Annotated in this window: 15 protein-coding genes and 1 pseudogene; 7 read left to right on the top strand and 9 right to left on the bottom strand. The window is 64.1% G+C overall.

What is annotated here, in order from left to right; genetic code table 11:
- Nucleotides 1-122: 122 nt before the first annotated feature.
- Nucleotides 123-6593, bottom strand: a complete 6471-nt coding sequence (locus V5B40_RS16555; protein WP_332355504.1) for a choice-of-anchor D domain-containing protein — start codon at nt 6591-6593, stop codon at nt 123-125.
- 307 nt (nt 6594-6900) lie between these two features.
- Between V5B40_RS16555 and V5B40_RS16550 the strand changes: the two genes are divergently transcribed.
- Nucleotides 6901-7860: a helix-turn-helix transcriptional regulator gene (locus V5B40_RS16550; RefSeq protein ID WP_332355503.1), complete on the top strand. Its 960-nt coding sequence runs from the start codon at nt 6901-6903 to the stop codon at nt 7858-7860.
- A gap of 32 nt (nt 7861-7892) precedes the next feature.
- Here V5B40_RS16550 and V5B40_RS16545 read toward each other — a convergent pair whose 3' ends face one another.
- The 4 genes from V5B40_RS16545 to V5B40_RS16530 are packed head-to-tail and all read right to left on the bottom strand — an operon-like array spanning nt 7893 to nt 11107.
- Nucleotides 7893-9092 carry a lipocalin family protein gene (locus tag V5B40_RS16545; RefSeq protein ID WP_332355502.1) on the bottom strand — a complete coding sequence of 400 codons (1200 nt, stop codon included), beginning with the start codon at nt 9090-9092 and terminating at the stop codon, nt 7893-7895.
- Entirely contained in the window at nt 9085-10026 is a 942-nt protein-coding gene (locus tag V5B40_RS16540) for a hydrolase 1, exosortase A system-associated (protein WP_332355501.1), read from the bottom strand. The genes V5B40_RS16545 and V5B40_RS16540 overlap by 8 nt, the downstream gene beginning before the upstream one ends.
- The gene (locus tag V5B40_RS16535; protein WP_332355500.1) at nt 10023-10844 is read right to left on the bottom strand and encodes a hydrolase 2, exosortase A system-associated; all 822 of its coding nucleotides are present in this window, start codon (nt 10842-10844) and stop codon (nt 10023-10025) included. The genes V5B40_RS16540 and V5B40_RS16535 overlap by 4 nt, the downstream gene beginning before the upstream one ends.
- A gap of 11 nt (nt 10845-10855) precedes the next feature.
- A complete protein-coding gene (locus V5B40_RS16530; protein WP_332355499.1) occupies nt 10856-11107 on the bottom strand; it encodes an acyl carrier protein in 252 nt (83 codons plus the stop codon).
- A gap of 330 nt (nt 11108-11437) precedes the next feature.
- On the opposite strand from V5B40_RS16530, the gene V5B40_RS16525 reads away from it, so the two are divergent.
- The gene (locus V5B40_RS16525) at nt 11438-11965 is read left to right on the top strand and encodes an adenylyltransferase/cytidyltransferase family protein (RefSeq protein ID WP_332355498.1); all 528 of its coding nucleotides are present in this window, start codon (nt 11438-11440) and stop codon (nt 11963-11965) included.
- Between the two features lie 31 nt (nt 11966-11996).
- On the opposite strand, the gene V5B40_RS16520 is transcribed toward V5B40_RS16525, so the two are convergent.
- Genes V5B40_RS16520 through V5B40_RS16505 form a run of 4 tightly spaced genes read right to left on the bottom strand, consistent with a single transcriptional unit; the run spans nt 11997 to nt 16536 of the window.
- Nucleotides 11997-12380: a YajD family HNH nuclease gene (locus tag V5B40_RS16520; RefSeq protein ID WP_332355516.1), complete on the bottom strand. Its 384-nt coding sequence runs from the start codon at nt 12378-12380 to the stop codon at nt 11997-11999.
- Between the two features lie 60 nt (nt 12381-12440).
- Nucleotides 12441-13607: an alkaline phosphatase family protein gene (locus tag V5B40_RS16515; RefSeq protein WP_332355497.1), complete on the bottom strand. Its 1167-nt coding sequence runs from the start codon at nt 13605-13607 to the stop codon at nt 12441-12443.
- Between the two features lie 34 nt (nt 13608-13641).
- Nucleotides 13642-15465 carry a PHA/PHB synthase family protein gene (locus V5B40_RS16510; protein WP_332355496.1) on the bottom strand — a complete coding sequence of 608 codons (1824 nt, stop codon included), beginning with the start codon at nt 15463-15465 and terminating at the stop codon, nt 13642-13644.
- A gap of 3 nt (nt 15466-15468) precedes the next feature.
- Nucleotides 15469-16536: an MBL fold metallo-hydrolase gene (locus tag V5B40_RS16505; protein WP_434735884.1), complete on the bottom strand. Its 1068-nt coding sequence runs from the start codon at nt 16534-16536 to the stop codon at nt 15469-15471.
- A 118-nt stretch (nt 16537-16654) separates the two neighbouring features.
- Here V5B40_RS16505 and V5B40_RS16500 point away from each other — a divergent pair.
- From V5B40_RS16500 to V5B40_RS16480, 5 genes and pseudogenes are all read left to right on the top strand, one after another.
- A pseudogene (locus V5B40_RS16500) lies at nt 16655-16831 on the top strand (MerR family transcriptional regulator); the annotation flags it as partial.
- Between the two features lie 45 nt (nt 16832-16876).
- Nucleotides 16877-18040, top strand: a complete 1164-nt coding sequence (locus tag V5B40_RS16495) for an isovaleryl-CoA dehydrogenase (RefSeq protein ID WP_332355494.1) — start codon at nt 16877-16879, stop codon at nt 18038-18040.
- Nucleotides 18041-18172: 132 nt separating this feature from the next.
- On the top strand, nt 18173-19315 hold the full coding sequence (gene can, locus V5B40_RS16490) for a carbonate dehydratase (protein WP_332355493.1): 1143 nt from the start codon (nt 18173-18175) through the stop codon (nt 19313-19315).
- Nucleotides 19316-19335: 20 nt separating this feature from the next.
- Nucleotides 19336-20274 carry a DMT family transporter gene (locus V5B40_RS16485; RefSeq protein WP_332355515.1) on the top strand — a complete coding sequence of 313 codons (939 nt, stop codon included), beginning with the start codon at nt 19336-19338 and terminating at the stop codon, nt 20272-20274.
- Entirely contained in the window at nt 20271-21407 is a 1137-nt protein-coding gene (locus V5B40_RS16480) for an acyl-CoA dehydrogenase (RefSeq protein ID WP_332355492.1), read from the top strand. Before V5B40_RS16485 ends, V5B40_RS16480 begins: the two co-directional genes overlap by 4 nt.
- Nucleotides 21408-21495 lie beyond the last annotated feature (88 nt).

Genomic DNA, 21495 nt, shown 5'->3' with positions numbered 1-21495 from the left:
GGGCACGATATTGCAGAGTGGTCAATCGAGGACTCCCGAGAAATTCAAGCATCGCGCCTTGTGGCGGAAGAGTCAGCCAAAGACGAGGCGGGTTCCTTTTTCGAGGAACCCGCTTGCGCCCTCTAGTCTAGCATTCCCCGGCGACGCTGGAGAACGATGATGGCCATGGCGATGGTCAGCAGCAATAGCGTACCCGGCTCTGGAACCTCGCTGCCGCCCGCCTCGACCCGAGCCTGAACGGTGAGCCGGATGTCCTTGAAGTCGGCGCTGTAACCGCTGCCGTTGTGACCGACGGCGGCGAGCACGATGGTGTCGCTGAAGTTGCCGATGCTCCGGGTATCGAGCGAAATCCGCAGCCCGCTTTGTGAGTCACCGGCTCCCAGACCGCTGAAGGCATCGAAGCCGGTCTTCAGGAACTCGTTGAGGGCGAAGCTGTAGGCGCCATCAAGCAGGTCGGCCGGACCGCTGACATCGTTGGCCAGTTGCAGCAGGGCGCTGACCATGCCGCTGCCCTCGGTGAGCGTGCCGAAGTCGAGCAGGAAGTCAAAGCCGCCACCGCTCAGCGAGCCTGTCCCCGAGGTCTTCGAGAAGTTCGGGTCGGCGTAGTTGTTGACCTGCGCCTGCAGGGTGAGCGCGCTATTGCCGAGGCCAAGGTCGGCCATGTCCTCGTTGTGGCTGGCAAACTGCAGCCTGTCACCGCCCTGGGTGAACACCCCGGCACTGGTCGTGTCGAGGCTCACCAGCAGGCTGCTGGCGTCGGTCTGTCCGGCGGCCAGGCCGCTGACGCTGCCGCTGCCGCCGAATGGACCGACAGGCATGTTGATGAAGCTGCCCTGCAGCGTATCGTTGAGGGCCGCGACCGGGGCGCTGTTGGTCACCGAGATGTTCTTCGCCGTGACCACGTCGCCTTTGTGGACGATCCCGAAGTTGACCAGCGCCGTATTCACCTGCGCGACGGCCTTCTCGTACACCTTGCCGGCCAGGCTGACCACTTGGCTGCCGACCGAAATGTCCGCCGCACCAGTGGTGCCGGCCCCGGTCGATGCGAAGTTCACTTGCGCACTGCCAGCGACGCTGCCGGCCGAGCTGGTGTTCAACGCGATCTGCAGGCTGCTGGCGTCGGTGCCTTGCGCCGCCAGGTTGGCGATGCTGCCGCTGGCGCCAAAGCCGGTAGCTGGCGTGGCGCTGGCGAAACCGGCCTTGAGCCCCTCGGTGAAGCTGTCCGGGCTGCTGTTGGTGACGCTGATCGCTGCGCTCGGAGCCGCGTCGCCGCGGCGTGCCACGAGAGTGACGGCGGCCGTATTCAGGGTCGGGTTGGCCAGGCGATAGACGTCACCGCTGACGTTGACCGTCTGCGGCGCGAGATTCGTCGTTCCCAGACCGCTGGTGCCGTCACCGTCCGAGACCAGAGCGATCGTTGCGCTGCCGCTCTTGGCGCCGGCGCTGCTGGTGTCGATGCCGACTCGCAGGGCGCTGCCGTTGGTCGCCTGGGCGGCGAGCAGATTGAAGGCGCCACTGGCGGTGACTGGCGCAGCGTTGGAGCTGATGCTGGCGTTGAGCTTTTCGGAGAAGCCGTCGTCGGTCGCCGTGTTGGTGATGCTCAAGGTTTTCTCGGCCGTGCTGTCGATGCGCAGCGCACCGAAGTTGACCGGGTTGGGAGTCGCCGGGCTGGCACTGGCCAGACGGAAGACGCTGCCGCTGGTGGTGATGTCGCCGCTGACGCCGATCGTCTGCGAGGCCAGCGCGGTGATGCCGAGACCGCTGGTGCCGGTGCCGTCGGAAGCAAAGTTGATCACCTGCGTGCCGTTGACGTTGCCCGCGGCGGCGGTGTTCAGGCCAATGAGCATGCTGCTGCTGTTGGTCGATTGTGCCGCCAGTTGGCTGATGCTGCCGCTGGTCGTGATGAGTGCGTCCGAACTGGCGCCGAAGCTGGCGTTGAGCTTTTCCGAAAAGCCGTCGGCGAGTGCCGTATTGCTGATGCTCAGCGCTTGCTGGACGAAGTCGCCGACGTGGACGTTGCCGAAGGCAACGGCGCCGAGGTTGTTGGCCGACGCCAGGCGGTAGACGTCGCCGCTGACGTTGATCGTCTGGCTGCCGGCGGCAATTGCCACCAGGCCGCTGCTGCCGGAGCCGTCGGAGACGTAGCTTATGGTCGCGCTGCCGCTTTTGGCGCCGGCGCTGCTGGTGTCGATGCCGACCTGAAGACTGCTGCTGTTGGTCGCCTGTGCCGCAAGCAGGTTGACGCTGCCGCTGGCGGTGACCGGAGCGCCGTTGGAGCTGATGCCGGCGTTGAGCTTTTCGGAGAAGCCATCGGCGGCGGCGGTGTTCTGAACGGTCAGCAGTTGAATCGCAGAATCGTCGACGTGGCGGTTGGCGAAGGCGATCGGGGTCGGGGTGGCCGCGCCCTGAGCCAGGCGATAGACATCGCCGGAGACGGTCACCACCTGATTGCCGACGCTGGCGGTGCCCAGGCCGTTGCTGACGCCGGCTACAGCGCCTGCGGTCTGGTAGTCGAGCGTGAGGTTGCCGGTCTTGGCGCCAGCGCTGGTGGTGTCGACGCGGGCGGTGATCGCGCCCGTACCGGTGTTGCTGGTTGCCGCCAGACGCCCGGCGATGCTGCCGCTACCACTGGCAGCGCCGCTCGCGCCGCCGATGCTGACGTTGAGGTCTTCGCTGAAGGAACCCGCCGCCGCGGTGTTGCTGACCGTCACCGTGGCCGTGTTGCTGCCCCCCACGCGCTGGTTGGCCACCAGCACCGGTGAGCCGGCGCTGCCGATGGCGGCGTTGTAAGCCGCAGCACTGCTGGCGAGCACGATGTTCAGCTTCTGGTCGGCGATGTTCTCGAAATTGCTGCGCAGGTTGAGGACCTGGCCGCTGAGCGGCGCGAGCGCACCGGCGCTGGCTGCGCTGAAGGTCACGCCGAGGTCGGCGGTGCTGCTGCCCGGGGCACCGGTGTTGTAGTTGCCGGCCGTGACGCCGGCGCCACTGAGACGTGCGTCGCTCAGATTGGCGCCGTTGACGCTGGTCTGGACGGCACCGCTCAATGCCGGGCCGGTGGTGCCGGTGTTCGCGATCTGGTAGTTGAAGGTGGTGTCACCGACACGCACGTTGTTGATGGTCAGCGTGGCGTTGGCGGAGGTGCCGTCGGTCACACCCGCACCGGTGATCGCCTGTGCGGCGTTGCTTCCCGCAACGATCAGGCCGGTGCCGGTAACGCCGGCACGGCGGTTAAAGCTGTTGCCGGAGCCGGCGCCGGCGTTGGTGTAGTCGCCGGTGATCGTGAGGTTGCCAGTGCCCAGGTTGAGCGCCGCGCCTGCAGCGCCCATCGCCAGCTGGCCCTGGGTCTTGGCGCCGTTGGCCAGGTTCATGGTGCCGGTGCTGTCGACCTGCAAGGTGCCGGTGCCTGACAGCGGTACGCCGATGTTCATCGTGCCGGCCTGCGCGCGCGCCAAGCCGTCGTTGACCAGCGCCGAGGTGTTGAAGCCGATGGTGCCACCCGCCAGTTCGGCATTGATCGTGCCGTTGTTCACCAGGGTCTGGGTGCCGCCGATATTTAGCGCCGCGCCGATGCTGCCGCTGTGGCCGCGCACCGTGACGCCGGAGGCGATGGTGGTGGTGCCGGTGCCGTCCAGCGCGATGCGGTTGCCCGCGCCGGTGCTGCCGAGAACGACACTGCCGCTGCCGCCGAGGGTTTGCGTGCCCTCGAAACTGAGGATGCCGTTTTTGTTGATGTTCACGGTACCGTTGAGCGTCATGCCGTTGACCACGCGCTGACGGCTGTTGTCGACGGTCGCCATGTCCATCACGCCATTGACGGTCGTGTTGTCGGCATAGTTGCTGGCACTGCTGATCACCTGCAGGACGCCGCCGTTGGCACTGGCGATGGTGCCGCCCGTGATGCGCATGCCCGATTGGCGCACGACGCCGCCGTCGGCCTGGATCTGCCCACTGGCGCCCTGGCTGACGTTGCTGGCCAGCACCAGCGTGCCGCCGTTGCGCGCTTCCAGGACGCTGTTGTTGGTGACCACGGAGTCGCTGATGGTGATCGTGCCTGTGGCGACATCGGCGCTGATGAGGCCGTTGTTGACCAGCGTCTGCGTGCCGCCGATGTTGAGGGCAGCGCCAATGGCGCCGTTCTGGCCGCGCACCGTGGTGCCGGCAGCGAAGGTCGTGGTGCCGGTGCCATCCAGCGCAATGCGGTTGCCCGGACCGGTGGCGCCGAAGACCACCGTGCCGTTGCCGCTGAGGCCGCCGTTGCCTTCGAAGCTGAGGATGCCGTTCTGGTTGATGTCGACGGTGCCGTTGAGCACCAGCCCATCCGCCGTGACGCGCTCACGGCTGCTGGCGATGCTGGCCATATCCAGGTTGCCATTGAGCGTGGCGCCGTCCAGGTAGTTGCTGGCATTGGAGGTGGCCGAGAACAAACCGCTGCCACTGGTGTTGATGGTGCCGCCAATGGTGACGCCGTTTTGCAGCACCTGGCTGCCAGCGCCGGCCACGATCTGGCCACCCGGGTTGCCAGTGACGTTGCTGGACAGGACCAGCTTGCCGCCGTTGAGCGCGCTCAGCGTGCCGTTGTTGGTGACCGGATGCGAATTGATCGTGATCGTGCCGCCGGCCGCGTCGGCGCTGATCGTGCCGTCGTTCACCAGCGTCTGCGTGCCACCGATGTTGATGGCTTGCCCGATGGTGCCGCTGTGGCCACGCACCGTGGTCCCGGTGGCCAAGGTGGTGGTGCCGTTGCCATCGAGCGCGATCCGGTTGCCAGACCCGGTGTTGCCGAAGATGACCTTGCCGTTGCCGCTGAGGCCGCCGTCACCTTCGAAGCTGAGGATGCCGTTCTGGTTGATGTCGACGGTGCCGTTGAGCACCAGGCCACCCGCCGTGACGCGCTCACGGCTGCTGGCGATGCTGGCCATATCCAGGTTGCCATTGAGTGTGGCGCCGTTCAGGTAGTTGTTGGCATTGGAGGTGGCCGAGAAGAGACCGCTGCCGCTGGTGTTGATGGTGCCGCCAATGGTGACGCCGTTTTGCAGCACCTGGCTGCCAGCGCCGGCCACGATCTGGCCACCCGGGTTGCCAGTGACGTTGCTGGACAGGACCAGCTTGCCGCCGTTGAGCGCGCTCAGCGTGCCGTTGTTGGTGACCGGATGCGAATTGATCGTGATCGTGCCGCCGGCCGCGTCGGCGCTGATCGTGCCGTCGTTCACCAGCGTCTGCGTGCCACCGATGTTGATGGCTTGCCCGATGGTGCCGCTGTGGCCACGCACCGTGGTCCCGGTGGCCAAGGTGGTGGTGCCGTTGCCATCGAGCGCGATCCGGTTGCCAGACCCGGTGTTGCCGAAGATGACCTTGCCGTTGCCGCTGAGGCCGCCGTCACCTTCGAAGCTGAGGATGCCGTTCTGGTTGATGTCGACGGTGCCGTTGAGCACTAGGCCACCCGCCGTGACGCGCTCACGGCTGCTGGCGATGCTGGCCATATCCAGGTTGCCATTGAGTGTGGCGCCGTTCAGGTAGTTGTTGGCATTGGAGGTGGCCGAGAAGAGACCGCTGCCGCTGGTGTTGATGGTGCCGCCAATGGTGACGCCGTTTTGCAGCACCTGGCTGCCAGCGCCGGCCACGATCTGGCCACCCGGGTTGCCAGTGACGTTGCTGGACAGGACCAGCTTGCCGCCGTTGAGTGCGCTCAGCGTGCCGTTGTTGGTGACCGGATGCGAATTGATCGTGATCGTGCCGCCCGCCACGTCGGCGCTGATCGTGCCGTCGTTCACCAGCGTCTGCGTGCCACCGATGTTGATGGCTTGCCCGATGGAGCCGTTCTCACCCCGCACCGTGGTGCCGGCGGCGAAGGTGGTGGTGCCGGTGCCATCGAGCGCCATGCGGTTGCCAGGCCCGGTGGCGCCAAAGACAATCGTGCCCGTGCCCGCCAAGGTACTCGTGGCCTCGAAGCTGAGGATGCCGTTGCGGTTGATGTCGACCGTGGCACCACCCAGCGTCAAGCCATTTACTACCCGCTGGCGGCTGGCGCCATTGGTCGCCATGTCCATGTTGCCGTTGAGCGTGACCCCGCTCAGGTAGTTGGCGGCGCTGCTGAAGGCAACCAGCGCGCCCGTGCCAGTCGTGTTGATCGTGCCGCCGGTGATGGTGCTGCCGACCTGGTTGATGACGCTGCCGGCGGCGACATTGATCACACCGCCGGTGTTGTTGATGTTGTGGCCCGCGGCTACTCCCAAATTTGCGGTGGAGATACCGCCGACGTTGATGACGCCGCTGTTGGTGGTGCCGCCACCGCCCGCGAGGTTGAGGCCGATGTCGTCGATGTTGATTTGGCCGGCGTTGTTGAGCGTCAGGATGGACTGCCCGGTGTTGATCGTGACGATGCCGGCACCGATATTGGCGGTGTCGCTAGCGCCGGGCGTGCTCGCCGGATTGCCGTTGCCCGCAGCGCAGCTCAGCCAGGCGGCCGACGTTGCCCAGTTGCCGTCGGCCACGGTCCACGTGCAGTTGGCAGCCAGCGCCTGCTGCGTGGGAAACGCCAGCAGGATGGCTAGAAGGGCGGGTTTGAGAGTCAGGCTGGGGTGTTTGGCGGGCATGGGTTTCTCCTCTGGTCGCGGATGGGACACCGACGGCGGGCGATGCCGGCCGACAAAATAGAACGATTTAATAATGTTCCGAGAAGCAAGTCTTATGCCAGACAGCAAGTTCTGCCTGCGTCGCAAGTAATGCTGTTGTTAGATCAACGGCTTGATAGATAATCCATGCGCTAGTGTGGGGAATTTGGCGGCAGTTTGCATCGGCTGTGCAGCGGGGGCTGTAAAGCGCAACAATGATGCACTTGCACCATCGCCGGAAGCGGTTGTTGCGGCGCGGATCTTTTCGTGCAGAATGCGCAGGATGTTGATGGTCGACGCCTACGCATTGAACCGCTTGATCCTGCGCCTGTACCGTGAGGGTCGCGAAGTGCCGCTGGGCAGTTATCAGGCCTGGGCCCTGGAACAGCTCCAGTCCCTGCTGACCTTCGATTCGGCCTGGTGGGGTAACGTCGCGGCGGACCCGCCAGCGCTGCACGACGTGTTTCTGCATAACTGCGATGAAAGCCTCCTGCAGGAATACCCGGCCTGGCTGGAGCAGGATTTCTTTCGTGCCGCCCTGGTCGCTTCGCCCGGTATCGCGGTCAACCTGAGTGACCTGACGACGCGCCCACGCTATGTGCGTACGGCGCTGTATCGCCAATTGGGGCGGCGCTTCAAAGTGGAGTGGTCGTTGGGAACCCTGCTGATGGAACCTACCTCGTCGCTATCCGAATTCCTCACGGTCTGGCGTCACGACCGCAAGCGCCCTTTTTCCGAGTCCGAGCGGCAGATCAAGGAATTGCTGATGCCGCATCTGGTGGAAATGCATCGTGCCGTACGTTTGCGTCACTTCCTGAAAATCCCCAACGTGAGCAACCGGGAGTGGGCCGTGGTTGACGCGCGCGGCATCCTTCACGAGGCTTCTCCGGCGTTCATTGCCCTCATGAGAGCGCTTTGGCCGCGCTGGCGGGGGAGTGCTTTGCCTGAGCCACTGCTCACTTCCGTGTGCGCGGGACAGGCCTATCTCTCGTCAGAGTTGCGTCTGGATGTCACACCCTGCGGGCACCTGCGTTATCTCAGCCCGCGCCTGGATGGTGTGCTGACGCAGCTTTCGCCGCGCGAAGGTGAGGTCGCCACGCGCTATGCGGCGGGGGAGACCTATTCGAGAATTGCCAGCAGCCTGTCGCTTTCTCCAGCAACGGTACGCAATCATATTGCCCATTGCTTTCGCAAGCTGGGGGTCAACAACAAGACTGAACTGGTGCGCCGACTCGAAGGCAAGGCCTGAGGCTGACGATCGGATCAGTTTTGTTGATCGCCTTACTTCTTGCGCTTCGCGGCTGGCGGTTCCTGCTGCCGCTCTTTTGCTGCCTCGTAGCCGCTCAGTTCCATGAAACCGACGCCGCTGTGCGAGCCGCTCAGCTTGATGGCCCCTTCCCAGTAGACGTTCAGCGTCGTCGTGCGCGCATCAAACTCGCTCGCTCGAATGACCGGATCCACCTGTAGCTGTACGCCTTTCGACGGAATCGAGAGAGTCCAGTCCAGCGGATAGCTCACTCCCGACGCAGGGCTCTTCCAGCTGCCGCTGGAGCTGAGCCCAATGTCGCCATCGCCGAGCGCGCTGATCCTGCCGTTCCTGGCGTAGGTTCCCATGCGCTGCACCGGTTTTCCCTGGCGATCGAAGAGTTCGAAGATCATGATGTCGGCGCCATCGCTCAACTGCAGTGCAAACCAGTTCCAGCGCAGCTTGGCTGCTTCGAAGTCTCCCCATTGATGGTCGAACCACACTTCGCCGAGCACTGCCTTCTGCTCGCCGTCGAGGGTCAGCGTGCCTTGTACGCTCATGCGTGGGCGCGAGGTGTAATAGCTTTTGCCGGCGGCTGCGAAGTCGAGCAGGCCGGCGATAGGCGTTCCCGGAGCCTGGTGCAGAACTGGTTGGTTCTTGTCGACGAATTGCAGATCGAGCGAAAAATCCTTGCCGGCCATTTTCGCCAGGTGTTTTTCGCTGTTCCCTTGCATTTGCCAGTTGCCGAAGCTGAAGTTGAAGCCGTCGTGGCGCCCATCCGAAGGGTTTCCCGCAGTACGTGCCTGTTCGGTGTAGCGCTTCTCGGTCTGATGGTCGAGCAGCGAGCCGTGGAATACGGTATGTGTCAGCGTTCCGCGGCGCAGGAAGCTGGCCAGATGAAAGGAATACTTTTCGCCGGAGTTGGTCTGCAGGTGGCCGCTGTAGTACCACCATTCAGTCAGCTTGTCGTGCACCGCGTCGTCGGCCGGTAGCTTCACCGGCAGCAGCTTGCCGGCCTTGGCGTTCGCGCTTGCCGCAGCCGCTGCCGCTGCCTGGCCAGCCGCGCCAGTCGCTACTGGTCGCGGCGCCGCGGGCATGACAAGCGTCCAGGCGACGACCGCAAGAAGGGCCAGCCAGCCGGCAATGACCAGCCATCGATAGCGCCGGAACCAGCGTGCCGACCCGGCTTGGGCTTTGCCACGACTGTGGCGTCGGCTGCCATAGGAGCTACTCATTTGCGTGCCCATCGAAAAAATCCCCTTCTGTTTGCGGGCCAGCTTCAACAACGCCCTTCAGGTGCTTGTCAAGCCAGGCCAGCGTCGCATCCTCGACCAGTGCGCGCTGCGCCCGCGAGGAGAACGTGTGATCGGCATCGGCAAGATCGACGCGGCGTACCTTGGCCCCGTCAGCGAGGCCTGACCAGGCCGGGTCGGCGGCAGAAAACTCGATAAACTCCTTGGCGGTATAGTCCTGCCCGCTGAGGATCAGCAGCAGCTCGCCGGGAAACGCCCGCCAGCCGGCCGCCATGCGATCCTGGAAGCCGCGCTTTTCCGAAGCCTCGCCGGGTGCGCGCGAACGCCGCGCCAGGCGCGCGCTAGCGAGCAGGGAAGCTAACGCTTTCATGACTTCCATTCGGCCGCTGAGCAGTTTTCGCCAGAACTCGCCTTGCAGCAGGCGCTGGCCGTAGTAATGCTTGATGTGCGTCTGCGCCAGGCTGACTTCCGAGCGTACCCAGGGGTTGAGCAAGGTCAGGCCGGCTATCCGCGGGTCATGGCTGGCTTCGACGTAGAGCAGGGCGGCCGAGGCGGCGTCACAAAGGCCCCAGAGAACGATGCGCTGCACTGTTGGGCAGTTGCGCTGGAAGACTTCGATGGCCGCTGCGATGTCCGTCGACAGGTCTTCGAAGTCACGCATGCTGCCGCCGGCGTCACCCATGCCGCGGTGGTCGAAGCGCATCGTCGGATAGCCGGCGCTGGCGAGACGCCTGGAGAGGAGCAGGAACTGGCGGTGACTTCCGACCCGGTACTGAGGACCGCCGACGATGATCAGCACGCCGCAGCTGCCAGCAGCCTGAGCGCTGGCGGAGTGGACAGCCTGTGGCCAGGCAATGATCGCCGACAGGTCTTCGCCGGCACAAGGGAAGAGCAGGGCTTGTTCGACGATGTTCATGCCGGACCCACTTCGGAGAGGGCGCGCAGGCTGGCTTCGAGCAGCGCCGGACACTCACTGATCTCGGTCGTCTGCCAGAAGGCGGGGCCACTCACTGCCGTGCCGCGCGCCTCCTGCCCGGCTGCTTGCCACTGCGTGAGCCGTGCCGTGGCGGCTGGTGACAGGCTGGCATCGGCTCGACCGGAGATCTCGATCCACTCGACGCGGCCCGAGCGGTGCGGCAGCAGCAGGTCCGCCTGTTCGAGACCCTGCGCCAGCGCTGGGGCGAGCAGATAGCCGGCGATCTCGATGGCTTCTCCCTGCCGGAGCTGGCCACGCAGGCGCTCCATGACGCCTTTGCCATCGCTGGCGAGCATTTCGGAGGCCACTTTCAGGCGCAGGAACTGCTGCAGAAATTGCTTGCCCGAAACAACTGGCTGCCAGAACAGCAGATTGACCGGCCCTTGCATGCGGTGTGCCGCTTCGTTGATCAGCAGGCAGCCGCTGCGCAGGCCCCATAACCACAGCGCGGCTGTCGTTCGCTCCTGCAGCCAGGCGCTGGCAAGTTTTACGTCCGCCAGCCATGCCTCCCAGGTGGCGTCACCGAAATCACCCGAACTGTCGCCGCAGCCGAGCAGGTCGATCTGCAGGACCATGTAGCCGGCACTGGCCATCGCCCTGGCCTGCAAGGCCGCCATGCGTCGTGACTTGTTGAGTTCCTCGCCGAAGGGATGCACGTAGACCACCGCACCACGCGGTCGCTCCGCCGGCTCTGGCGAGTAGAGCAGCACCAAGCGCTGGCCGACGCTGCCGGGCAGGAAGAAGGCTTCGCGGCGCATGGTCGGTGTGCTCAGACGCCCAGCTTGGCGTGCACGAAGTTCAGCAGCGTGCCGAGCGACGCAAAGACCGTGCCGTCGATTTCGTCGTCGTCCACGACAAAGCCAAAACGTTCTTCCAGAGTCGTGATCAGTGCCACCACGGCCATCGAATCGAGTTCCGGGATGGCGCCGAGCAGTGGCGTTTCCAGCGAAAAGGTGCTGGCGCGGCCCTTGAGGCTCAAAACCTCGTCAAGCACCGCGACCACCTCGTCTTTGATGTTCATAGTCTCTCCTGTAGCGCGACCGCTGCCGCATTCAATGGTTCAGATTCAGTGTTTCAGCTTCCGTGTTTCGTGCTGCGCGTTTGGCCAGCCGAGCAGGCGCTGCTCAATTGAGCGCCGATTATAGCGAGTCGCTTAACGACTCTCCGTGTGAAAGGTCACGGGGCGGGGCACAAGCGCTGGAGCGCTGCCCGGGCGAGTTTCGCGTGTTCCCCGGCGGTCAGCCCTTGCTGGTCCGCTTGGCGGATGAGAAACTGGCGCGCATCGCCAAGCAATCAGGCTTGGCCGCGACCGCGCCAGCCGGCAGCCCCGACCCGTTTCCTGGAGTAAAAAATGAGCGACTCGACCTTGCCGGCGGCCACTGCAGCGGCCGCAGCCCCAGCACTCCCGGCCTTCGAAAGCAAGATCGCTGCTCCAGATGAGCTGGCCGAGCGCCTCGCCGCTGTGCCGCGGCCCTTGGTGTTCACCAATGGCTGCTTCGACATCGTGCATCGCGGACATGTGACGCTTCTCGCCCAGGCACGTGCCCTCGGCGCGGCGCTGCTGGTGGCGGTCAACTCGGATGCCTCGGTCAAGCGCCTTGGCAAAGGGGACGAGCGGCCGGTGAATGCATTGGCGGATCGGCTGGCGGTCATCGCGGCTTTGGACTCGGTGACCCTGGTGACCTGGTTTGACGAGGATACGCCGCTGCAGCGCATCCTCGATTGCCGACCCGAGGTGCTCGTCAAGGGCGGCGACTGGCCGGTCGAGAAAATCGTCGGCAACCGCGAAGTGCGCGCTTGCGGGGGGCGCGTCCTGTCTTTGCCGTTCATCCATCAGACTTCCACCAGCGCACTGCTCGATAAGATCCGTCGCCTTTAATGTGAAAGTCGCGCACCAGAGACTTTGCCGACTACTTGCGTTTCAGCAGATCCTTGAGGTTGGCAAAGGGCTGGCCGGTCGCCACGGCCTTGGTTTTCGCGCCGGATGGATCGATCCCGGCCTGACGTGCGGCGTCGGCGTCGAGTTGTCGCGAGTGCTCGTTGTCGTGACAGTACAGGCATAACAATTCCCAGTTGCTGCCGTCGCCGGGGTTGTTGTCGTGATTGTGGTCGCGGTGGTGGACCGTCAGTTCGCGCAAGTTTTGGTGGCTGAACTCACGACTGCAGCGCCCGCAGATCCAGGGGTAAATTTTAAGCGCCCGTTCGCGATAACCCTCCTCGCGGCTCTGACGATTGCGCACTGCGTCCGCGATCAGACGATCGGTGTGCGCGCTCTTGCTATTGTCGTTGGCCATTTTCTGGATCCCCCTGATGGAATGAATATGGTAGTGGGTGGCCGCCACTTCTCGTTGCCGCTAGACGCGTACGGCGATCAATGGGACGCGCATCTCGCTGCTGCTGGTGCCGCCGTGCACGCCGAGCATGGTGTAGCGCTTTTCGCCAGGCAGCCAGTCCTTGATCGTCCAGTTGTCCTTCATCAGCAAGGTGTAGTCGCCAACTCGCGACGCCAGAGCAGGATGGTAGGGCGGCGGCCCGAACCAGCCGGCGGCGATCAGCTGTTCGCTGGCGTAGAGGTGGCAGGCGCGACCGAGATGGCGGCGGACGTAGGTTTCAAAAGCCGGCCGCTTGGCCTCGGCAACGTAGCAATAGGCGACGCGACGCTCGCCGCATAGCGGCCGTTGCAGGAGCGCGGCCAGTTGCGGATGGTCGTCGACGTCGATCACCCGGCGGCCCGGAGAATCGATGAAACCATGGTCGGCGGTGACCAGCAGCCAGGTATTGCTGCCGCGCAGCCGCCGCCGCAGCTCGCCGAAATGGGCATCAAACGCAGCCAGCGTCTGCTGTGCCTGGCGGCTGTCGGTTCCGTAACGGTGCGAGTGGGAATCGAGATCGGGATAGTAGGCATAAATGTAGCGCGGCTTGAGCTTTTCCTGAGTCAGCTCGCTGATGCTGGCGAAGATTTCGGGCAAGGAGCGATAGGCGATGCTTTGCGCACCGCGCGAGTGCCAGGTGTTGAAGGCGCTGCTGGCAATACTTTGTGGCGCAATCACCCAGGATTCTCGGTTCAGCGTCTGAAACAGCGACTGATGTTCGAAAAGTCGTGGCGGTAGCTGCTCGGGCGGGGCAAGCAACGGCCCACTGCGGGGAGTCAGCGGCAGGATGGCCAGCGTCTGGTCGATCTCGTCGAGATGCATGTGCCAGCCGGTCAGTCCGTGCTGCGCCGGAGCCAGGCCAGTCATGAAGGTGGTGATCGCGCTGGCGGTCGTCGACGGGAAAACCGAGGTCATACTGCCCAGCTGGTGGTCGTGCAGATGCAGCTTGGCGGCGTGCCGGCTCAAGGTCCGCTGGCCGAGTCCGTCGACGACCATCAGCACGATATGCCGTGCGCGGGCCAGTTGCGCCGCCGACAGCAAGGCCAGTGGCGGGTAGTCACAGCGCCTGCTGCCGCAGGCCGTGGCGATGCTCTGCATCAGATTGACGATGCTGCCGCCGCTGTAGTCGGGGAGTAGGGTCGAGCTCATCAGGCAGGTCTTTGATCAAGCAGGGGCAAGCTGTCTAGCCCGCCGCTGGCGGGTCGCCGCGACCGGCGGCGTAGCTGCCGGGAGCATCCTCGATTACTTTCAGCGCCCGTTCGCCCGGCTGGCGGGCGACGACCAGGGTATTGGCGTCGGCTTGCGCGAGCAGCCATTTTTGCCAGTCGGTCCACCATGAACCGTGGTGCCGCGTGGCGCTGCTCAGGAAGTCGTCTGCTTTTTCGGGCAGGGGAGTCGTGTCGTTGGTCCAGTAGCCGTGTCGCCTCGCGGCAGGTGGATTGATCGTTCCGGCCAGGTGGCCGGAGCCGCCAAGCACGAATCTCCGCGCACCGCCCGGCAGTTGCGCGCCGCGGTAGGCGCTCTGCCAAGGGGCAATGTGGTCTTCGATGGTGGCCAGGAAATAACACGGCAGCTTGACCCGGGAGATGTCGATGTCGACACCGGCCAGAGCAACGCCGCCCGGCTGGCACAGTTTGTTGGCCTGGTAGAAGTTCTCTACATAGAACTGGTGCAGTGCCGTCGGCATGCGCGTCGAGTCGGCATTCCAGTGCAGCTGTTCGAGCGGGAAGCGATCCTTGCCGAGCAGGTAGCTATTGACTACGAAGGACCAGATCAGGTCGTTGGCGTGCAGCATCTGGTAAGTGCTGGCCAGCGCTGCGCCGTGGCCAGCGCGCGAGCGAGCGGTTTTTTTCGCCCCGGGAGCCGCCGCCTCGGCCAGGGTCGCAAGTTCGCCGGGTTCGGAAAAGTCGATCAGTGTCCCCAGGAAAGTCGCCGAAGCCGCGCGCGTATCGCGCTGGGCGGCCATCCAGGCGAGGGTGGCCATCAGCAGCGTGCCGCCGAGGCAGTAGGCGACGAGATCGATCTGTTTCTCGCCGGTCGCCTGTTCAACGGCGTCGATCGCGGCCAGCACGCCATCGACGAGATAGTCGGCAAAGTCTTTCTGCGCCAGTCGCTGGTCGGGGTCGACCCAGCTGATGATGAAGGTCGTGAAGCCTTGTTCGCTTGCCCAGCGGACGAAGGAGTCGCTGTCGCCAAGGTCGAAGACGTAGTACTTGTTGATCCACGGCGGCACGATCAGCAAGGGCTTCCGGTGTTGATGGCTGCCGGCCGCCTGGTACTGAATCAACTGCAGCAGCTCGTTCTGGTAGATCACCTTGCCCGGGGTGCCGGCCAGGTCTGCGCCGAGGCGCAAGTCACCCCTGTCGTCGGGCCGTGGCAGCCCTTGCTGGTCGCCTGCGGCCAGATCCTTGAGCAGGTGTTTCAAGCCCTTGAGCAGGTTCTTGCCCTTGCTGTCCACCGTTTCGCGCAGCACTTCGGGGTTGGTGAGCGCAAAGTTGGTTGGCGATAACGCGTCGACGTATTGCCGGGTGAGCGTGTTTACCCGTTGCTGGGTCGTTTCGTCGAGGCTCGCGGCGCTGGCCACCGTTTGGTGCAGGTGGCGAGCCGTGATCAGATAGGATTGCTTGATGAAGTCGAAGAGAAAATTGTCCTCCCAGGCCTGGTCGTCGAAGCGTGTGTCGTCCGCGTCCGGGCCAACCACGCTGTGGAACGGCAGGCCCATTCTGCGCAGTGTGGTTTGCTGCCACAGCTGGATATGGTCACGCATCATCGCCATCTGTGTTTGCGCCAGACGGTAGGGGCTGGCCAGCAGGCGTGCCGAAAGATCCATGTATGCCTTGGCGCCCGCGAATTCCTCGCTGGGGAACCAGATGCCTTTCCTGGCGGTTTTCTTCATGTGCCGACGCAGCAGCAGCGATGCGCGCTGGGCGACTTCCAGATAGCTGTCGGCGACCTCTGCGGGTGCAGGCAGAGATCGGTCTTGGGCACTCGCTGGCGGCAATTTCATTGGTCAGTGTCCTGCGGGTTTTCCTGCTGGGCTGGCAGCATCCTGCCTTCTGACAAAGCGGATCAGGCCGTTGTCGTCCTCGCTGCGCAGCAGTCGGCCGGCGTGCTCGAGCCGGTTGAGATGGGCGATCGCCTCACCCATGGCGAACATCGTCTGATGGGTGTCGAGATCGCGCGCGAACAGGGTCATCAGCAAATCAGCTGCGCTGCGCGGGCTGGTGCACTGATCTTCGAGAAGCTGCAGCCGCTCTTCATGATGCGCATGCAGGGCATTGACCCGGTTCTCGATACCATGGAACGGCAATCCGTGCGACGGCAGCACCAGCGTTTCGGGAGGCAGTTCGCGGTAGCGGTCGATCGAGTTCAGGAAGTCGTTTAGCGAATCGGCCCGCGGGGTGACTGCGAAGACGCTGATATTGGTCGAGATCTTGGGCAACAGCATGTCACCGGAAATCAGGATCCCCAACTCGCGACAGTAGAGCGCTGCGTGTTCCGGGGAGTGGCCGAAGCCGAGGCGGACCTGCCAGCGGTGCTTTCCGATGCGCAGCTCGTCGCCGCCAAACAGGCGCTGGTAACTGGTCGGCAGGCTCGGTACGCCGCGGTTGTAGTTGCCGCTACGGCGTTCCAGCGCCGCGCAACGGTCGGCGTCGAGTCCGTGCGCGCGAAACTGGCGCAGCATCGGCTGATTGCCGTGGCCACCGATTTCGTGCCAGACGGCGTGCGCGGTCAGATACTCGCCCAGCGTCATGCACACCGGCGCGCCGGTCTGCTCCTGCAGCCAGGCCGCCAGGCCGAGGTGATCGGGGTGAAAGTGGGTGACGATGATGCGCACGATACGCCCGCCACGCTCGCTGGTACCCAGCCGGGAAAGTATCGTCTGCCAGCACGCCTTGACCGCATCGAGAGCGAAACCGGTATCGACAATCGTCCAGCCGTCGTCGTCCTCGAGCAGCCAGAGATTGATGTGATTCAGCGCGAAAGGCAGCGGCATCCGCAACCAGTGGATTCCGGGAGCGACGGAAAACGTTTCTCCGCCAGCCGGCGGGGTAGCAAAAGGGTAGTCGGGGAGCATTTGGCCGTGGATTGTAAAAACGTCCGAAATCTATAAACTTGGCCGCTCAGGAGGCTGGCCCCTGATGGCCTCTGCAGCGAAGCATTCTACACGTGATCAGACTCTGGACAGCCCTGCGGTGGACCAGCAAGCGACGACCTTCAGCATTTCCGATCTGGTGCGAGAGTTTCACGTCACGCCGCCAACGATCCGTTGCTACGAAGACCAGGGTCTGCTGTCGCCGATGCGCGAGGGGCGGACACGCGTCTTCACGCGCCGTCACCGCACGCGTCTGAAGCTTGCCCTGCGCGGCAAGCACCCGCGCTAAGTCACCACCAAGCCCACCCAAGGAGCGAGAGACATGGAATATCCGAGCCTCAATTTTGCCCACGGCGAAACGATCGACATGCTGCGGGAAAGCATTCGCAGCTTTGCTGCTGACGAAATCGCGCCGCGTGCCGAGGCCATCGATCGTGACAATCTGTTCCCCGCCGACCTGTGGCGCAAGCTCGGCGCCATGGGCCTGCTCGGGATGACCGCCGATGAGGAGTACGGCGGAACCGGGCTCGGCTATCTGGCGCACATCATCGCCATGGAAGAAATTTCGCGGGCGTCGGCGAGTGTCGCCCTGTCTTACGGGGCGCACTCCAACCTCTGCGTCAATCAGATCGGTCGCAACGGCAACGCGGCGCAGAAAGCCCGCTACTTGCCGAAGCTGATTTCCGGCGAGCACGTCGGCGCGCTGGCGATGTCCGAAGCCAACGCCGGTTCCGACGTGGTGAGCATGAAGCTGCGCGCCGAAGCCAGGGGCGATCATTTCCTGCTCAATGGCGGCAAGATGTGGATCACCAACGGCGGTGACGCCGACACGCTGGTGGTTTACGCCAAGACCGACATCAACGCCGGCCCGAAAGGGATCAGCGCGCTGATCGTCGAAAAGGGAATGAAAGGTTTCTCCTGCGGATCCAAACTCGACAAACTCGGCATGCGCGGCTCGAACACCTACCCGCTGTTTTTCGACGACTGCGAAGTGCCGCTGGAAAATGTGCTTGGCCAGGTCAACGGCGGCGTGCGCGTGCTGATGAGTGGCCTCGACTATGAGCGCGCGGTGCTCGCCGGTGGCCCGCTGGGGATCATGGCCGCGGCGATGGATCTGGTGCTGCCCTACCTGCACGACCGCCAGCAGTTCGGTCAGGCGATTGGCGAGTTCCAGTTGATGCAGGGCAAGGTCGCCGACATGTACACCACTTTCAACGTCTGTCGGGCCTACGTCTATGCCGTGGGCCAGGCCTGCGATCGCGGCGAAACGACGCGCAAGGACGCTGCCGGTGCCATCCTCTACGCTGCCGAAAAAGCAACCTGGATGGCCGGCGAAACGATCCAGACGCTCGGCGGCAATGGCTACATCAACGAGTATCCGGCCGGCAGGCTGTGGCGCGACGCGAAGCTCTACGAGATCGGCGCCGGTACTTCGGAAATCCGTCGTATGCTGATCGGTCGCGAACTATTCGCCGACACCCTTTGAGGCGCAAAACGCAGCGCAAAGAACGCAGCGCATGCCGCCGGCGCAAGCGGGCAGGGCGCATCCCTTGCGCCAGCGGTGCACGCATTTTCAGCCACTATTTTTCAATCCACGCACCTAGTCTTCGAGAAGATCATGACCACCACTCTGCGTAATCTCACTGCTGACGACACCGCCGCGGTGGAACATGTTCGCCAGTTCTTTCGCACCTACGCCGCCTGGCTGGGCGTCGATTTGTCGTTCCAGGGTTTCGAGGAGGAAATGGCTTCGCTGCCGGGGGCCTATGCCGCTCCCGCCGGTCGCCTCTTCTACGCCGAGCGTAACGGCCAGCCGGCTGGCTGCGTCGGCATCCGGCCGCTCTCCGCGGGACTGTGCGAAATGAAGCGCTTATACGTCGAGCCCAGTCAGCGTAGTGCCGGTGTCGGCCTCGAGCTGGCGCTGGCGGCGATCAAGGCGGCCAAGGAAATCGGCTACAAGCGGCTGCTGCTCGACACCCTGCCGGCGATGCGTGTCGCCGTGCGCCTGTATCGCGAATTGGGGTTTCACGAAGCGCCAGCCTACTACCAGACGCCGATCGAAGGGACGATGTTCCTGGCTCTCGATCTGCAGAACTGGACCGAGCAAGAAGTGGCCAACGAAAACCTCTTTCACCTTTTCGACTTCAACCGTGCCTGGTCGAATCGCATGCAGGAAAGCGATACCGAGTACTTCATGCGTCTGTCGCAGCTGCAGACGCCGGAGTATCTGTGGATCGGGTGTTCGGACTCGCGGGTGCCGGCCAACGAGATCGTCGGCCTGCTACCGGGCGAGATCTTCGTGCATCGCAACGTGGCCAACGTCGTCGTGCACACCGATCTCAACTGCCTGTCGGTGATTCAGTTCGCCGTCGATGCGCTCAAGGTTCGGCACGTCATGGTTGTCGGCCATTATGGCTGCGGGGGCGTCAAGGCGGCACTCAATCGCGATCGCGTCGGATTGGTCGACATCTGGCTGCGGCACGTCCGCGACGTGCACGACAAGCATCTGGCGCGTGTCGATGGCCTGCCGCCTGAAAAGCGACACGATCGCCTGTGCGAGCTCAATGTCCTCGAACAGGTAGCCAACGTCTGCCAGACGTTCGTCGTTCAGGACGCCTGGCAGCGGGGCCAGGCGCTGACCGTGCACGGCTGGATCTACGGCCTCAAGGACGGTTTGATGCGCGACCTCGGCTTTACCGTGCATCGCCCGGACGACCTGCTGCCTACTTACTTGACAGCGCTCGAAGCCTTGCAGGGCTGAGTGTGGGGGCTTCCTTGTCAGTGGCCCTGGAGCGCGTGGCGGCGTCGCCGGCAACCTATTTCAAGCTGATTGCGACGGCGGCGCTGTGGGGGGCGACCTGGGTCGCCGCACGCATCGCGGTCAGCGAGGCCGCACCGCTGGCCGTGGCCAGTTGGCGCTTCCTGCTTGCCGCGCTGGTTCTCGGCGCGCTGCTGGTCGTTCGCGAAGGCTGGCCACGCTGGTCGGTCGGCGAGTGGCTGACGCTGAGCGCCATGGGCGCCAGTGGCATTTTCCTTTACAACGTCTGCTTTCTCTACGGCATGACCATGATCCAGGCCGGTCGCGGCGCTCTGGTGGTGGCCCTGACGCCGGCGCTGATCGCTGCCAGCGACTGCCTGCTGTTCGGCGCGCCGATGTCGCCGGGCAAGGCGCTCGGCATCGGCCTGGCTGCTTTCGGCTGCTTGCTGGTGGTCACCAATGGTCATCCTTACCTGCTCATCGCCGGTGAGGTGGGCCTTGGCGAATGGCTGATCATCGGCTGTGCCGTGATGTGGACGGTCTACACTTTCCTCGGGCGGCGAGGTACTCGCTCGCTGTCACCGCTGGCGATGACTTTCGGCGCCAGCCTTACCGGCTGGTTGATGCTGACTTCTGCGGCGCTGCTGCAGGGGTCGCTGTTTTCGCTGGCAGAAACGAGCTGGCGTGGCTGGAGTGCGATCGCTTTTCTGGGTCTTTTCGGCACCGCCCTGGCCTTCACCTGGTACGCTGAGGCCGTGCACCGCATCGGCGCTACGCGCTCGGCAGCGTTCATCAATCTGGTGCCGGTCAGCGCTGTCATGCTTGGCGCCATTTTGCTCGGCGAGCGGCTCGGGGTGGCGGTGCTGAGCGGTGGAGCCCTGGTAATCACCGGTGTCTACATTACCAATCGCGCTGGCGCGAAATTAGCGTCTGGTGCCAATTTCAAGGAGAAAGCTGCATGATTCTGACTCAGGAACAGGAGATGATCCGCGAATCGCTGCGTGAATTCGCGCAGGAGCGCCTGGCCCCCTTTGCTGGCGAATGGGACCGCAATCACACTTTCCCGGCGGAAGCCTTGCGCGAGCTCGGCGAGCTAGGTGCACTCGGGATGGTCGTTCCTGAACAATGGGGCGGTGCCGGCATGGACTACATGTCGCTGGTGTTGGTGATCGAAGAAATCGCCGCCGGCGACGGCGCCACTTCGACCATCGTCAGCGTCCAGAACTCGCTGGCCTGCGGCATCACCATGAAATACGGCACTGACGAGCAGAAGGAGACCTGGCTGAAACCGCTGGCCAGCGGCGAGAAGCTCGGCTGCTTCTGCCTGACCGAACCGCACACCGGTTCCGATGCCGCGGCGATCACCACTCGGGCCGACCGCGACGGCGACGATTTCGTCCTCAACGGCGTCAAGCAGTTCATCACCACCGGCAAATACGGGCAGGTGGCGATCGTCTTCGCCGTCACCGACAAGGCGGCCGGCAAGAAAGGCATTTCGTGTTTCCTGGTGCCGACCGATACGCCTGGCTACATCGTCGCCCGCATCGAGGAAAAAATGGGTCAGCGCGCTTCGGATACCGCCCAGATCCTGTTCGAAAACTGCCGCGTTCCCGCCTCCAGCCTGCTCGGTGGCGAAGGTGACGGCTACCGCATTGCCCTGTCGAATCTCGAAGCCGGCCGCATCGGCATCGCCGCGCAGTCGGTTGGCATGGCCCGTGCCGCCTTCGAATGCGCGGTGCAATACGCCAAGGACCGTGAGACTTTCGGCAAACCGATTATCGAGCACCAGGCAGTCAGCTTTCGTCTCGCCGACATGGCCACCCAGATCGACGCCGCACGGTTGATGGTCTGGCGCGCCGCAACTTTCAAGGATGCCGGCAAGCCCTGCCTGAAAGAAGCCTCGATGGCCAAGATGTTCGCTTCCGAAATGGCCGAGAAAGTCTGTTCGGACGCCATCCAGATCCTCGGCGGTTACGGCTACGTCAGCGACTTTCCGGTCGAGCGGATCTACCGCGACGTGCGCGTTTGCCAGATTTACGAAGGCGCCAACGACATCCAGCGCTTGGTCATCGGTCGCGCCGTTGCCGACGCCTGACATGAGTCGCTACGCGCTGTGAGCGCGGGCGGACACCGGCCTGGCGCAACGCCCACTCGCCACCGCATTTGCCCGGCTGGCCGGGCTC

Source organism: Candidatus Accumulibacter meliphilus, from assembly GCF_036625345.1.
GTDB lineage: Bacteria > Pseudomonadota > Gammaproteobacteria > Burkholderiales > Rhodocyclaceae > Accumulibacter > Accumulibacter meliphilus.
The sequence above is the reverse complement of the archived record's forward strand: the minus strand, read 5'-3'. Positions and strand labels throughout refer to the sequence as shown.